Here is a 15,418-nt window from a genome sequence, read left to right as displayed (position 1 = left end):
TATTACTCCGCAAGACGAGGAAAACTGAACTAAGGAGACAGAGTCTCGAGCGACTTCCCGGCAGTCTCGACTGCGAATGCCCATGTCACGACGGCGCCGAGGGCCAAAACGCATCCGAACACGGCGAAAACACTGCCTATGCCGGCTGCCGTCGACACGTAGCCGACAACCAGCGGCCCCGTCGACGAGCCGAGACGAAGCCAAGCACTTCCACAGCCGGTCCCGAGAGCACGCAACCGTGTTGGGTAAAGCTCTGCCGAATAGAGGTACATCGAGAAGGCGATCGTCTGAACGATGGCGTAAGCCGTCGACACAAGCACGAGAACGTGCAGTACGGTGTCGGCGCCCGTGATGGCGAGCAATGCGAGCGGTATCACAGCCAACGCGAATGCAGCCGCATACCAATTCCTTCGTCCAACGCGATCGATAAGAAGGGCGCAAACGATCGATGCAACAACCCCGCAGGCCGACGTGGTGAAGCCGTAAGCGAGGCTGGTTTCCAAGGGCAGCTTGAAGACCTCGCGGTACAAAGTCGGCATCCACGTGATCATGCCGTTCAGCACCATGTACGCGCAGAACCACAGGGTCCAGATCATGAAAGTTCGGCCACGATAGATGCCACGAAACAGTTCGTGCCAATCGGTACGGGCGACGGTGAGCGAGGCCAGCGGAGAAGGCTCGGCAAGCACGTGTCCGCTGCGCTCGGCGGATTGCTCGAATTCGCTGACGACGGCATCGGCCTCCGCAAGGCGCCCACGCGCTGCAAGCCATCGCGGCGACTCAGGCATGAGGAAGGGCAGCGGAAACATCAGGACGGACGGCACCAAGCCAACCAGGAACATGGCCCGCCAGCCATATAGCGGCACCAGGAAATACCCGACGACTCCCGCGAACATGAGCCCGACGGGGAAGATCACCTCGTACAACAGGAAGAAGCGGCCACGCTTTCGGCTGCCGATCATCTCGTTCACATAGGCACTCGCAACGGGCACCTCCCCCCCGGTTCCGATGCCCTGAACGAAACGACAAAGCATCATCGAGACCGCGCCGGTCGCAAACAGACACGCGATGTCCATGCCGACAAACAGCGTGATCGTGATCCAGAGCACCTTTATCCGGCCGATGCGTTCTGCAAGCCAGCCGAAGAAGACGGCACCGATCAATTGGCCGACGTAACCGAGTGAGAGAATCGCTCCGACTTCCGCGGGCGATAGACTCCATTCCCGCACCAGCACCGGCATCGCGAATGCGATGGCAAGGACTGTATAGGCGTCGAAGAACGTCGCTGCCCCGATCACAATGCGAATGATTGACAGCCGCCGCGTCACCGGCAGCCGATCAAGGCGTGCGGCGATCAGCTCGGCGCTGGGCGGCGGCAGAGGTGTCGTGGCTTGCAGCAATTTAACCTCCCGTTTCCGTCTCAATTCCAAAGGACGCTGCGAAAATCGTCACTTTTCGGATTGCGAAGTTTTTTTCGTTATTCGAAGTGTCTTATGCGGCCTTTTCGCCCCTGTCAAACGTGTTCTGAAGGCAACCGCCGGCGGTCCCTCGGACGCGAGCGGCAATTCACTGAAAATGCGCGGGAATTTGGCAGGTTACGATTTGGATCGCGATTGGTTCAGGCCGCAGCCGCCTGTCGAAGCCGGTGGCAAATACCTCTCGGACACGGCGAGCGGGCCCTAGATTCGGCGTGAAATCCAACATCAGCGCGAGCACAACCGCGCAAGCGTGATCTACGCCACGCCTACAGCGCCTCGCGATGCGAAACGCCTTCTGCAAAGAGCTACGGGTGGCTTTGTGCTAGAGGCTTGGCCCGATACTTCCCGACGCTTCAATGGCACGCGAGATGCTGTGCGCGGCAGCTCGCGCGGGCTCAAGTGCAAGCGAACGAAACTCAGCTTCCGAAATGCGTCCCACGGGCGAAGCGATACTGATCGCGCCGATCGCAAGCCCATCGGCATCACGCACAGGCACCGCCAAAATGCGCAACCCCTGGCTCAGCGTAGAAGGGCGCAGCGCGTACCCCTTTTTTCGAATCTCCGCGAGGGAGGGACCGATGTCGCTCCATTCGATCGGTTGATACGTCGAGGGATTTCGCCGCTGAGGCAGCGCCGCCAAACTCTTCAACTCTGATTCCGGACGAAACGCCAGAATACTATGGCCAATAATACTTTGGTGAGCCGGGACTGTGGTGCCGAGCTGTATGTCAACACTGATGCGCGTCAGCCCCGCTCGAACGCGCTCGATGTAGAGCACTTCTGCACCATCGAGCACACCGAAACTTGCTGCCTCGCTCGTGTCATTGACAAGCGTGCGCAGAACCGGTCGCACAATCGTACGTAAATCCTGGTGAGCGATGGCCCGAAAGCCGAGATCAAGAACCTTCAAGGTCAAGCGGAAACGTCGGCTGTCCGGGACCCGGTCGACGTAACCGAGATCAACAAGCGTGTTCAGCATGCGGTGGGTCGTTCCGGGATCGAGCGCCGCCGCGATCGCCAGCTCGCTCAATGTCAGTTCTTCGCGATCTGGGCCAAAAGCCTCGAGAAGGCGAAAGCCCTTGGCCAACGATTGCACTGTGCTGCGCAGCCGATCTGAATCCCGCGCTTCGGTCTTCGCGGAAGACCGCCGCGAAGATGCGTGCTTTGTGCCGGTCCTTGACAAAGGATGTTCTTCTGCTTCGAAATCTCGCCGTGATTGAAACCGTATGGGGCAGCCAACCCCTTGTCAACTCATGCTGATCCGCCGTCAGTCCGATCGCTGGGGCCTTTGGTGCCTCCATGAACGAGCGTCGAGGGGGAGCTTCTCTGGCAACCTCGCCACATCGGTTCGATCGAGTGTGCGGTTGGCAAATCGGTCGCGCCGCATCTTGCGAAGCTATTCTGCCCACTTTCGTTCGACATCACCACTCCGCATCGGGTTGTCCCTCGACAATTGAATACTCGATGAGTGGAATGATCGCTTCGACAGTCTCTCCGGTTCGCTCGCGACTGTGAAGGAAGACTCCGGCAAGTCCCAGGGCACTGATCCAGGGCCGGGCGAACCAAGCCAGCGCCATTACCTGTGCAGCAACGCTCAACCCAAAGGCCACTTGGTAGGCCATCAGCGGATAATGTCCGTTCTGAACGGGCCATTGCTGCAATATGAGCCCGGTTCCGCACTGAACGGCGAAGGCCCACCCGAAATGCAGTACGTTCAGGCTGCCATTGGCACGGGCCGCGAGCTCGGTTGGAAAGTATTCTGCGATCGCCGCGTAGCTGAGCACCGTGACGGCGCCCACAACAGAAACCACTGACCAAAGCAACATAGTGGGGAGCGGCAGACGAAGGATTAGCGCAATCTCCGCCAAGACGAACACTGACGCCACGACCGCGAGCAGCGCTTCCGAGCCCACGCCTTGGCTACGCAACCGGTCCGCAATGGTGCCCAGCAACAAGGCGCCGACGCATATGCCGATCGCCATGACGAACAATTGCGCCACCATGGCCTCACGATTGAGCCCCTCCACGTCGATGAGCCAGGGTGCGGCCCACAATGCCTGCAACGACCAGGCCGAGCCAACGCAGGTTGCGGAAAGAGGCGCAATTCGCCAGAAGCGTCGATTGATGACGATCGCTTCCAGCCGGAGCCCTGCCGGTCGTGCCTGCTGTGTCATGCGGGCCTCTGGAACTGCAAGAAAGATCAGAAGGGCGGTCGCGAGCGTTGTGATCGCCAAACTCTCGAATAGCCCCCTCCAGCCCACCCAACTCAGCAACCATTCGGCAGGTAGGGTTGCTGTCACCGCTCCCAAGGCACCCAGCATGATCATATATCCGTTCATCAGCGCGACCCGTTCTCTTGGAAACCAGAGAACGATCGCTTTCAAGCCAGCCATCAATGCGGCTGCTACGCCAAAACCAATCATTGCGCGAGCGAGCAGGAGTGACAGGAAACCGGTCGAAGCACCGAACAGAGCGGCCCCCAGCGACGCGGCGAGCAGCAACGCGCTCTGCCCCGGCGCGGGCCAAAACGATCCAACAAGATTCCGATTGGAATCTGCGCGGCCCCGAAGATGAGGAAATAGACTGATGTCAGCAGCCCGAGACTGCTGGCATCAAGACCCAGGTCAGCCGATAGAGACTCAGAAATCAACGAATTGATCGTTCGGAACAGATAGGAAAGATAGTAGCCTGCCGCGAACGGCAAAAAGACGCCGAACATCAGCCGCCATTTTGGAAGGCGCCTCGTGGCATTTCCCTTCGGATAACCGGATGCGCCAGATGGCTTGAGCGGGATCTCGCCTGCGCTCTCTCCGGCCGCCTCAATCGAGTCAGCAGAACGCGTCTGGCAAACTTCGAAAGTTATGGTTGCTGCCGTCCTCCTGGACGGCAGCAGCCTGCTCGGATTCCGCGTTTGGGGCGACGTCGGCGAGGACGTCATCCTGATCTTCCGGACGACAGGGCACTGCCTCTCTATCACTCCGAGGTGGAGAGGCGTTGCGCTCGGTCGGACTGAGACCGGCGACCGTCTCCCGCATCAGCGACTGACCTAAGCGCACGCGTCGATCAACCTGCTCGGCCAGGGCCTTAAACCGCAGGTCACCCAGCACGCAGGCATCGCGCTGCCGCGATGGCGACATCGGGGGCGTCACCGTGAGGTGATAACGAACGTGCAATGCGACCGTCTCGGTGATGATCGCAATTTCACTCTCTAGGCGTTCAATCTGATCGCCAATTTGATGCAGGGCTTCGTGAAGCATGCTTTCCGCCGGCGGAGCCGGATTCAAGAAATGCTCAAGCGCGGTCTCTATGAAGATGCTCTTGCCGGTGCCCGCCTGACTGGTTGCAGCCTCCAAGCGCTCGAAAGTCGCCTCGGAAAGTTGAACGCAGACCTTTCTGGTTCGAAGGATTTCAGTTGGAATCGGCGAGGCGTTCGTCTCAGCTTGATCCAAGCTCAAGTTGACTTGGCCATTGCGTTCGCTGTCGGCTGTCATGATCTCCCCTCCCCCTTGATCGGTGCAGCGACGCTCGCAATCAGCGAGGCCGAAGATCCGATCATCGAATAAGCTGACTTCAGCAGCGGCAGGTGACAGAAGGAGCAGTCCCGAGATTTCCTCAACCTCACAATCGTCGACGTCGTAATTTGGCGTAGCGAAAGCAGGAATCGGCGGGCCGCTCAAGCAGGATCAGGTTTGTCGACCGTCCGGCCATGCGGCTCGACATCCAAAGTAATTTCCTGCGCGAGGCTCTGGCCTCGAGCGAGGCGGCGCCCCAACGCCTCAATGAACCCTTCATAGCGTTCTCGGCCCTTGGCCTGTGCAGCAGCTTGCGCGGTATCCGGCAAGGGCGGCGTCGCCGTCAGCCAGAAACGGACGAACAACGCCAGTGCTTCATTCGAAATTATCACGTGACGCTCGAGACGCTCCACTTGGCGCGCCAGCCGGTCCAACCGCCGGCCGAGAGCCGCTTCCATGCGCTCGGAGCCATCCGGGGAGAGGAATGATGACAGTGCCGATTCGACGATGAGGGCCTGTGGCACCCGCTTCCGGTTGGCATAGTCCGCTAACTGGCTGGCGAGATCTGGTGGCAGGCGAAATGTATGTTTGGTTCGCATCGCCTCACCCTAAAGACCAAGGCCATCATCGGGATCCATCGCGGCCTGGCGGGCCACACTTGTCACCGAGCGGCGTAGTTCGCCAGCACGCTGGATGTCGTCATCGGAATCTTCGTCGGTAAATTCGAACTCGGTCTTCACGGGAACCGGATCCGGTGCCACATCTTCATGTACGGGAAGTTCCGGCTCTCGCCTGATGCCACCATTGGCGGGGTCGTCGATGGATTCGCTCTGTTGTTCTTGAACCCTTGATTTCTGCGCTTTGCGCGTGATGCCCGGCAGCCGTAACGTGCTCCAGTCATCCGCCGCAGGCAAAACGCGGCTCCCCGCGCCATCAGACGTGGCCGGCGGAAGCAATCGCTCACGAAACCGCGGGTCTTCGAAATAGCGCGCCTTCTTCGCACGGATCGGCGGACACCCCGAAACCAGAACCAGCTCATCGTCCGGCGGCAATTGCATCACCTCGCCAGGCGTCAGAAGCGGACGTGCCGTCTCCTGCCGAGACACCATGAGGTGACCGAGCCACGGGCTCAACCTATGGCCTGCATAGTTCTTCATGGCGCGCAGTTCGGTCGCGGTTCCCAGCGCCTCCGACACGCGCCGGGCAGTTCGTTCATCATTGGTGGCAAACGACACGCGGACGTGGCAGTTGTCCAGGATCGAATTGTTCGGACCATAGGCCTTCTCGATCTGATTGAGGGACTGGGCGATCAGAAAACTCTTGAGACCATAGCCAGCCATGAACGCGAGCGCCGACTCGAAGAAGTCCAGTCGGCCGAGGGCTGGAAACTCGTCCAGCATCAACAGCACACGATGCCGGCGTCCCTTGGCGTTCAGATCTTCAGTCAAGCGGCGGCCGATCTGGTTGAGGATCAGCCGTACGAGCGGCTTGGTCCGGCTGATGTCGGAGGGCGGCACCACCAGGTAAAGCGTTGTCGGCTGGTCTGCCTCCACGAAATCGCGGATCCGCCAGTCGCTGCGGCGTGTCACCTGTGCCACAACCGGATCGCGGTAAAGCCCAAGGAACGACATCGCAGTTGAAAGGACGCCGGACCTTTCATTGTCGCTCTTGTTCAGGAGCTCCCGGGCCGCCGAGGCGATGACCGGGTGAACGCCGGCATCGCCAAGATGAACCGTCAACATCATCGCGCGCATGGTCGCTTCGATCGGGCGCCTGGGATCCGACAGGAATTTTGCGACTCCAGCCAAAGTCTTGTCCTGCTCGGCATAAAGAACGTGCAGGATCGCGCCGACCAACAGGGAATGGCTGGTCTTCTCCCAATGGTTACGCCGTTCCAGGGCACCTTCCGGATCGACCAACACGTCCGCGATGTTCTGGACGTCCCGAACTTCCGATTCTCCGCGACGTACCTCCAGGAGGGGATTGTAGGCCGCCGAGTTGCGGTTGGTGGGATCAAACAAGACTACCCGGCCATGGCGTGCGCGAAAGCCAGAGGTCAGATGCCAATTCTCGCCCTTGATGTCGTGTACGATGCAACTACCCGGCCATGTCAGGAGCGTCGGCACTACGAGGCCAATACCCTTGCCCGATCGCGTTGGCGCGAAGCAGAGCACATGTTCGGGCCCGTCGTGTCGAAGGTAATTGCGATCAAGCCGACAGAGCACGACACCGTCCGCTCCCAAGAGTTGCGCGCTGCCGATTTCATTCTGCAGTGCCCACCGGGCCGAACCATAGGTTGCCGCGGTCTTCGCCTCTTGCGCCCGCCAGATCGACATTCCGAAGGCGACGATGATCGAGATCACCCCGCCGGACGCCGCGATGCAGGCGCCCTCGACGAAGATTTTGGGGGCATAGGCATCGTATGCGTACCACCACCAAAAGAAGGCGGGCGGGAGGTAGATGGGCATGCCGAGCTCAAACCAGGGCGATCCGAGCCGAGGCTGAAATCCCAGCCTCCAGGCAACCCATTGCGTCGCTGCCCACGTGGTGATGAGCACGATAGCAAGGACAAGCGTGATTTGGCCCCAAAGCACTTTCGTTGTCGACATGACGACAACGACATCTGGAATATGCCTATCAGCAAGAGTTGTCGAACTCGCGGAGTACGAGCGGCGGCGTTCGGCTACGCTTGGTAGAGTCCCCTTAAAAAATTCACTCAAGCGAACAGATCAGAAAAGGGACACCCCCCGAAGTGAGGCGGGCTTTCCTGGAGAAGGATCTGGCCCGTCCTTGCCCTTGTTGCCTGGCCGTCCTTGCTCCCCCGTCGTGCCAGTGGCGCCCGCCCCGCAAACGCCGAATGGATCGCTTGGCAAACCTAAGCCGCCAGCGCCGGGCGACCCGGGGGCACTCGGATCACCGCCTTCGCCCTTGCGTTGGAGCGGAGGAGCATGATCGATGGTCTCTCCTTGCCACCATCGCACTTTTGATGCCAAAGCTTTCTGCAGCGTGGATTGGCTCTTGAGGAAATAAATCTTTAGACTACCGGGCTGTCCAGCCTTACCCCCAGGGCTGCCATCTCGGCCGTCCTCTCCCTGCGTCCCTGGCTCTCCCCGTGCGTTCGTCCCCCAATTCGGTTCGTCACATAAAATAAGCTTACAGCTTGTCTGCGGGTCGGTGCAGGAGGCAAATGCCACTTGGTTTTGCTTCAGCAATTGCTTTGTTTCGTCGTCCATTTTCGGGTCTCGAAGTTGTTCGGCGACCTTCTTGTTAAATTCATCCAACTCCTCCCTTCGAGGAGGGCGAAACGACCACTTCGGACGGCCTGCAAGCGACCGCCGGTCGGCGGCTCGAGGTCGTGCAGGAGGTTGCTCCCCGTGTGCGCCTTTTCCTCCCCGCTGGCCCCTTAAATCGACTCTGAGCAGCCCATCTCCCTTGACGTCTCCCAAAACAACAATGGTCACGCTTCCAGCATCGGCACCATTCAGCCCGGGGGTCTTCGGGTCCAACCCGACATCAGATGGCACATCGTCGGGGCCGTATGCATAGATCTGAGGCTGCTCCTTGTCCCCCGCCAACTGCAAGCTGTTCGTCATGATGAAGAGATGCTTGCTTCCAATCCTGAGAGAGCTCGTATTGTCGAAGACGACTTCTCGCGCAGCGATAACGGCATCGCCCTTGAATTCTCGTATATCCTGGCTGGGAACCGTAAAGCTGTCCTGATTGAAAAGATGCAGGAAGGAGCGCGCATCGGAAATGCGGTCGCCGGTCGTCTTTAGCTCGCCCAACTGTAGATCTTGCACGGCCGAGGGGCCGGATGACTCAAGACCGTCCAAAAAGCTCCCAACGTCGGCTGTTGCATATTTGAGACGTTGATAGTGAAGTTCAAAAATGGCAGCCGACCAGATTGGCAAGATCATAAAATTGAGTGTGGCTAGCACAATGAGTCCAAGCCCAAGCACGAGTAGCAGGCTGCCGCGGGCATTCCGTTGCGCATTTTTGGCTTTGACGATCTGGTCTTCAGTCGTCTGATCTCCAACAGGGACGACAGCGATCGAGACTGCGATCGCAAGCAGAGCAAGATACAGAAAAATGAATGTAACGCTGACAGCTTCGATCGCGCGCTCTGCATTGGCAAAATAAGATGCCACTCCCGCCAGTAGCATCAGCGCAAGCGTAATAAGGAGCACCAAGCGGGCCGGCTTGTTCGGAATGGAACGAATGAAATCGCCAACCTTGAACGGGTCAGGTGCCAGATCCGTCATTGCGGGATCTCGCTGTCTAAGTTCAATTTGACTACGCTTCCGCCATTCCCCGCCTTTCCGATGGCACCGTCCCGTCCGTCAGGGCCCGAAGGGCCTTGCGGGCCGGCCTGACCTCCACCGCAGAAGCCTCCGCCGTGACCACCCGGTCCGCCCGGTCCGCCGGGTCCTCCGGTACCGTGCCGCCCACCCTGGCCACCTTCACCGCCGTTCGCAATGAATCTGATTGAGTTGAAGAGGCGATCGGGATCTGCGGCGACAAAAAACAGCGTTCCTCCGTCCCCGCCCTGCGAACCGGGCGCTCCATCCTCCCCCTTGCCGCCCGGCTGCCCTGGACCACCAGGGCCACCACCGTGCTTGCAGTCGAACAGGCTTTGGGCCGAATTTTCACCGGGCGCACCGCCCGCACCAGTCACACCGTTGCGTCCATCGGCTCCCTTCGCTCCACTCGTTCCAGAAAGGTCCACCAGGAGCTGGCCACGAATGCGGTCGTAAACGATCAGTTTGAGTTGTCCTCCGGCTGCACCAGGGGCGGACGAAGGAAGCGACGCATAGGCCTCTATCGAAACATTTCCGGCAGTTTCGATTCTCACGGCCTCGATCGTAACGTTTTGTCCTCGAGTGATTAGCTTTACATCTTCGAGGCGGAGTATCCCGAAATGAAAGGCAGGCGCGTCCAAGACGACGGTGGTACCCTTCAGAATTAGCGGGGCCCGTTTGGACAGTTCGGATATGCGGTCAAAGCGGTCACCATTTACGTCGGGGTCGGCCCTATAGCTCCCCGGGATGGCAACAGCTCCAGGACCGAGATAGATTGCAGGATCCCCACCGCTTAAGATCGCAAGTTCATTTTGCTTAAGCATTCTTGCGACGAGCGTGGCCCCCCTTTCCGGTAGACCGAAGAAAGCTGAAGTGACGAACAAAATCGCGACGGCAATGCAACCGGCCAGCATGGCCCAGAGAGCGACCGCCGCTGGGTAGCCAGTTGGACGGCTCAAGGCCTGAACCAGCAAGGCCACGATTGTCGCGAGCACCAGGATGAACACTGCCGTTGGCACAAGGGCAGATGGCGCAACTCGCCACGAGAGCACGATCGCGGCCGCAGCGAGCACCAGGTAACCACCAAAAACAAAACGAGCAACACGCGGCGACATCTTTTGAGCGTGTTTCCAAACGTCACCTTCCGCTGGTTCAGTCATGTATCTTCTCAAATGCTCCCTGAGTACAAATCGAGTGCGACTACTTATGGAGGATAGCGCCCGACGCCAGCTACCTATCGCCGGTCCGGCGAAGCGGTACCGGCATCTTTGCCCTGCCCATCAGGCAGTAAGAGCATCATCAAAATCTTGCAATTCCGAATTGTATTGGGCGGGGACCCGTTTTGTCAAAAGGAAGTTGTTCTTGGCAGCAGTTAAGGCATGTCATCAGCACAACTAGATGCCTAATCCACGCTTGCGGTCAAAATCCCAATCGATCCTGCCGCCCGCCATCATGACGCCTGTCACCTGCTTTCCAAGGCGCTGCTCCAGGGCCGGCCGCCATGGCACGAGTTGGAAACCGAGCCCATCATCGATCATGGCATAGCGGCCCGAGGCGAGGGTCACTCGTTGCCTATAGATGCCAGAAATTGGATCGCCCTCGGCAGCCAAACGGTGGTCAAGCCCCGTTTCAGCCGAAACCTTGCTGGCGCTGGCCTCTAGCTCCCGACTTCGTAACGTCGCAAGCAAGTCGCGGGCGAACACCACGCGTTGCCCGTGCCGGCGAGCCAAGCCCTGCTCAATGAGGTGATCGACGCGCGCGTCCATTGCATCCCGGACTTCGGCACCAAAGCCGCTGCGGCTGAGCGGCGGATCCTTGGTAAGGAGCTGACGGTCGAGCCAGGTGCTGCCCTTCGCGACCACTTGTTCATCGATCGACAGATCTGATCGGATCGCCAGCGACACGCGCCTGCGTCCGTTCGCATCGTCGTAGATGCGCCCCTCTCCGATCATACCGTTGTCCTTCTTCGAAGGCACCGCATCCGCGCAGAACGTGTCCCGTGAAAATCCCGTCGAACGGTTTGGCGCTCTTATAACGGAAGCGTCCGATCGCTTTGCCGTCCCGGCGCGTTGGATTCGCGCAGTGATGAAGATTGAGAGCGGGGGTGAACGATGTGCAACGTCGCCTCGCGGCGCACTAGGCCTGATGCAACTCATGCCCGGCACTTGGGTGGAGCTCAGCGCTCGCTATGGTCTCGGTCTCGATCCGTTTGACGCTCGCGACAACATACTGGCGGGCACTGCATATCTTAAAGAGATGCACGATCGTTTCGGCTCGGCAGGCTTTCTTGCGGCCTACCATGCAGGTCCGCGGCGATATGAACAGCACCTCGTAACAGGAAAGCCGCTTCCATCCGAAACTACGGCCTACGTCGCAGCGGTCACGCCATTGCTGGATAACGAGCAGGGTGAACATGCCGCAGCTGACGGCAGGCGTGCACTTCCTTGGCGGGAGGCTCCCCTGTTTGTTGACCGGGCGGGCGCACGGTGACGGACATTCGGTTCGCATTCGAAACGCTGCAACACGATCATGATGCTAAGTCTTTCGAGTTTGCTACTGAAAGACCCTCGCTCACAAGAGTTCGCGGAGGAGTGCGATATTAACGTGCTGCTGGCATACGGGCGATGCCTTCGGCCCGCGCTCTACTCGTCGCTTCGCTCCTCACCGAGCCACCCTACGGGTGTCTCGGCCCTCCGGGTGACGATCGCTATCGCAAGCGCTCGCTTCGCTCGCAAACAGTGGGCGGCTTCGCAAGTCAACTGCCAAAGTCGCGGCGGCTCGTTCGCAATGAATCCCCCACCAGTCGGCGCGTTCGGGCAGGCGCTATTGGATGATCCACCGCTATGACTCGAACTGCATTTTGTCGCAAATCGTCGCGAGTACTGAGAGCCCGTTGTCCTAGAAGTTGGGCCCTGGCGACCAGCGACCGGGGATGGCAAGGGAAAAGGCCGGCCGTCGGCTCGGCTTATGTGGTTGGTTGGAGAGGGGATTTTGTCGTGCGGGCAATAGTTCCTGCCGTCGCCTTTCGCGATTTCTCGAGCGCAATCAATACCTCGCGCGCCGTACACTCGGTGCAGAAGCAGGGGTTACAGCCGTGACGTCACGTGACGACGACCTGCGGATCCGACCCGGCCGCATCCACCACGGCAACCGTGGGGCCAAGCGCCCGAAGAGCTTTGTCGGGGAGGTGATGAGGTCAGCAAAGCGGGCGGGTCATGTCGGCAACAGATTCCGATCAGGCCAGGCTCACAGTCGTTCCCATTTCGGACGCGGCCGTCGCGCGGCAGTCTCCATCCGCCTGCGCTCGAATGCCCGGCGGGTCGTGACAAAAGCACGCGTTGTGCGTCACAAAGGCTCGCGCTTTCGATCGGCACCGCTGCCCAAGCACTTGGCCTATCTCAAGCGTGATGGCGTAACGCGTGACGGCGAAGACGCGCGCATGTTTGACAGGACGTGTGATGCGGCGGACGAGCGCGCCTTCGCCGCGCGTTGCGAAGAGGATCGTCATCACTTCCGGTTCATCGTCTCGCCCGAGGATGGCGCAGCGCTGGGGGAGCTTAAGACGTTCACGCGCGAGCTGATGCGTGACGTCGAGAAGGATCTCGGAACCGGGCTCGAATGGATCGCGGTGGATCATTGGAATACGGACAATCCGCATGTCCACATCCTCGTCCGCGGGCGTGCTGACAACGGTCAGGACCTTGTGATCAGCCGCGAGTATATCAGCCGCGGCCTCCGGGATCGGGCGGCGGAGCGCATCACTCTCGAGCTTGGGCCCCGCAGCGAGCACGAGATTCGCGCAAGCTTGGGGCGGGAGGTCGATGCGGAGCGCTGGACCAGCCTTGACCGGGCGCTGCGGGACATTTCCGACGCGAATGGGGGAGTGGCAGACCTGAGGCCGAGCGACGATATCGAGGACCCAGAACTGCGCACCTTGCTGCTCGGCAGGGCCGCCAAGCTGGAACGCCTTGGCTTGGCAGAACCGGCAGGTCCCGTCTGTTGGACCCTGAAACCTGGCCTCGATCAGACGCTTCGTCAGCTTGGCATGCGCGGCGACATCATCAAGACGATGCATCAGGCTCTGGTTGGGGCCGGTCGCGAGCCGGACATCAGCACCTTTGCTCTTCACGGCGAAGAGCCCGCCGATTCGGTCCTGGGCCGCCTCGTCAAACGCGGTCTTGACGATGAGCTCAAAGGATCCGCGTATGCGATCATCGTCGGTGTAGACGGCCGCACTCACCATCTGCGCTTTGCGGACATCGAGATGACCGGTGATGGGCCGGTCGGCGCCATCGTTGAGCCGCCGCGCTGCATGCGCGCGAAACTCGAAGTCACGGTCGAACGGGAGTTCGACTGCGTAAGCGACCGCAACGAGCGGTGCTTCCCGCATCCCCGGCGCGCGGCTGCCGTAAGAATTGGTTGGGAAGCCTTCTCAAGCGCTCCGACCAGCCCGAGCGGGCTGTTCACCCGCAAAGACGGTCAGCCGTATCCACGCCGTCACGCCAACGCAAATGGCGCCCAGGCAAGCGAAGACCTCACGCCAGGCCGGCGAAGGCACCCCGATCTGGGACAGGGCGAACATTGCATGATAGCCAGCAATTGCGGCGGGGAAGGCGAATGCTGCCGCGATCACGATGCGCAAAGCCAAGGACCGACTGACGGCGACGGTCACCTGACCAAGCACAAGCGTTAACGCGCCGCCGGCCATTCCGATAAGCAGCGCGCCGGCAACGCCGGCGCCGTTCTGAAACGCAGTCATTCCGAGACTCAGCGCGACGAAGAACGGCAGGGCATATACGGCAAGTGCGAGGATCGCCCAGCAGAACAAACCGATGCCGAGTGCGTTGAGGACAAGCCCAAGGGCGAGCATGGTGGTGACTCCATGTGCATAGATCTACTGGTCGCGCCTTCCACCACCACCGCGGCGCGACCTTGGACGTACTGTCGAAACGAGGCGGAGTTGCGGCGTGCAACTCCACCTTGCTTCTTGATATCGAGCAGACGGCGCTCACGCGCCGCCGAACCGCCAGACCGGAATGCCGAGCCGCTTCGCCTTGTCCGCAAGGTTGTCCTGGATTCCCGTGCCCGGGAAGTGCATGACGCCAATCGGGAGGAGCTCGAGCATGGCATCGTTGCGCTTGAACGGTGCCGCCTTGGCGTGCTTGGTCCAGTCAGGCTTGAAAGCGATCTGTGGTACCTTGCGGTTGGTCGCCCATCTGGAGGCGATTAGTTCAGCGCCTTTCGGCGAGCCGCCATGGAGCAGGACCATGTCGGAATGCTTGGCATGAACCTTGTCGAGTCTATTCCAAATGAGGTGATGGTCGTTGAAGTCGAGCCCACCGGTGAGCGCGATCTTCGGTCCTGACGGCAACATGATCTCGGTTTCGGATCGACGCTTCGCGGCGATGAAGTCGCGGGAGTCGATCATCGCTGCGGTGAGTGTGCGATGGTTGACCAGTGATCCCGAGCGAGGACGCCAGGATGAGCCGGTGTGAGTCTCAAAGCGTTCGATGGCCTGGTCGCGGAAGAGTTCCAGGCAGTTGCGGCGCTCGATCAGCGTGATGCCTTCGGCCGTCAGGCGCTCGAGTTCGACTGATCGCACCTCGGAGCCGTTCTGCTCTTGCTGACTCTTGTGTTGCGCCTGTTCGTTGTCGTCGAGATGACGTTCGATGCGGTCAACGGCGCGATGGAACAGGTTGACGGTCGACCAGAGGAGCTCGTCCAGGTCCGGCTCAAGCCGTGTGTCGCTCAACGTCGCGACCAAGGCGTCGAAGATATCGGCAACCGCACCGGTGATCATCTTGCCTTCGGGTAGCGGTCTCGGATCTGGCTGGTCGTCAAAAGGACGATAGCCGAAGAGTTGTAGTTCGGTGAGGACGTGGTCGGTTGAAGACGTGGCGTGCGGCGGCTCGATGTCGTCTTGATCGGTCATGGGAAGCGGTCCTTTGCCGGATCGGCCGCGCCCATCGCGGCCTTCGTGGCGATCACCCAGGCGGCGGGGGGAGCGGGCCAGAACCCGAAAGGGCCGAAGCGGCAGCGGAGGATGGCGGAGGCCGGCTATTTTGCTTCGCGATGCAAAGCGCGCTGGTCAGATCGCTCTCGTGTCTTCTCATCGCTTGCGCGCGGCGGA

At 60.3% G+C, this 15,418-nt stretch carries 10 protein-coding genes and 2 pseudogenes; 2 read left to right on the top strand and 10 right to left on the bottom strand.

The genetic code is table 11. The annotated features are described in order from the left end of the window. Nucleotides 1–29: 29 nt before the first annotated feature. From NLM27_RS02950 to NLM27_RS02910, 9 genes and pseudogenes are all read right to left on the bottom strand, one after another. Nucleotides 30–1,400 (bottom strand): MFS transporter, encoded by a 1,371-nt coding sequence (locus tag NLM27_RS02950; RefSeq protein WP_254141910.1) that lies wholly within the window; start codon nucleotides 1,398–1,400, stop codon nucleotides 30–32. A gap of 400 nt (nucleotides 1,401–1,800) precedes the next feature. After that, nucleotides 1,801–2,565 carry an IclR family transcriptional regulator gene (locus NLM27_RS02945; protein ID WP_254141909.1) on the bottom strand — a complete coding sequence of 255 codons (765 nt, stop codon included), beginning with the start codon at nucleotides 2,563–2,565 and terminating at the stop codon, nucleotides 1,801–1,803. Nucleotides 2,566–2,899: 334 nt separating this feature from the next. Beyond that, nucleotides 2,900–4,197 (bottom strand): annotated as a pseudogene (locus tag NLM27_RS02940) (MFS transporter). 109 nt (nucleotides 4,198–4,306) lie between these two features. Beyond that, nucleotides 4,307–4,969 carry a hypothetical protein gene (locus NLM27_RS02935; protein ID WP_254141908.1) on the bottom strand — a complete coding sequence of 221 codons (663 nt, stop codon included), beginning with the start codon at nucleotides 4,967–4,969 and terminating at the stop codon, nucleotides 4,307–4,309. A 182-nt stretch (nucleotides 4,970–5,151) separates the two neighbouring features. After that, nucleotides 5,152–5,589 (bottom strand): ribbon-helix-helix domain-containing protein, encoded by a 438-nt coding sequence (locus NLM27_RS02930; RefSeq protein ID WP_254141907.1) that lies wholly within the window; start codon nucleotides 5,587–5,589, stop codon nucleotides 5,152–5,154. A gap of 9 nt (nucleotides 5,590–5,598) precedes the next feature. Next, on the bottom strand, nucleotides 5,599–7,599 hold the full coding sequence (locus NLM27_RS02925) for a conjugal transfer protein TraG (RefSeq protein WP_254141906.1): 2,001 nt from the start codon (nucleotides 7,597–7,599) through the stop codon (nucleotides 5,599–5,601). Nucleotides 7,600–7,719: 120 nt separating this feature from the next. Continuing rightward, entirely contained in the window at nucleotides 7,720–9,252 is a 1,533-nt protein-coding gene (locus NLM27_RS02920; protein WP_254141905.1) for a collagen-like protein, read from the bottom strand. Then, nucleotides 9,249–10,448: a hypothetical protein gene (locus NLM27_RS02915; protein ID WP_254141904.1), complete on the bottom strand. Its 1,200-nt coding sequence runs from the start codon at nucleotides 10,446–10,448 to the stop codon at nucleotides 9,249–9,251. The genes NLM27_RS02920 and NLM27_RS02915 overlap by 4 nt, the downstream gene beginning before the upstream one ends. 234 nt (nucleotides 10,449–10,682) lie before the next feature. Beyond that, nucleotides 10,683–11,243: pseudogene (locus NLM27_RS02910) on the bottom strand (DUF3363 domain-containing protein); the annotation flags it as partial. 1 nt (nucleotide 11,244) lies between these two features. Here NLM27_RS02910 and NLM27_RS02905 point away from each other — a divergent pair. Together NLM27_RS02905 and NLM27_RS02900 are read left to right on the top strand one after the other, a co-directional pair. Beyond that, nucleotides 11,245–11,778 carry a lytic transglycosylase domain-containing protein gene (locus tag NLM27_RS02905; RefSeq protein WP_309144730.1) on the top strand — a complete coding sequence of 178 codons (534 nt, stop codon included), beginning with the start codon at nucleotides 11,245–11,247 and terminating at the stop codon, nucleotides 11,776–11,778. A 604-nt stretch (nucleotides 11,779–12,382) separates the two neighbouring features. After that, nucleotides 12,383–13,981 (top strand): DUF3363 domain-containing protein, encoded by a 1,599-nt coding sequence (locus NLM27_RS02900; protein ID WP_254141903.1) that lies wholly within the window; start codon nucleotides 12,383–12,385, stop codon nucleotides 13,979–13,981. A 315-nt stretch (nucleotides 13,982–14,296) separates the two neighbouring features. Here NLM27_RS02900 and NLM27_RS02895 read toward each other — a convergent pair whose 3' ends face one another. Then, nucleotides 14,297–15,220, bottom strand: coding sequence for a DUF2493 domain-containing protein (locus NLM27_RS02895; RefSeq protein WP_254141902.1), 924 nt, complete (start codon nucleotides 15,218–15,220; stop codon nucleotides 14,297–14,299). Between the last annotated feature and the right edge of the window lie 198 nt (nucleotides 15,221–15,418).

Source organism: Bradyrhizobium sp. CCGB12 (assembly GCF_024199845.1).
Classification (GTDB): domain Bacteria; phylum Pseudomonadota; class Alphaproteobacteria; order Rhizobiales; family Xanthobacteraceae; genus Bradyrhizobium.
The sequence above is the reverse complement of the archived record's forward strand: the minus strand, read 5'-3'. Positions and strand labels throughout refer to the sequence as shown.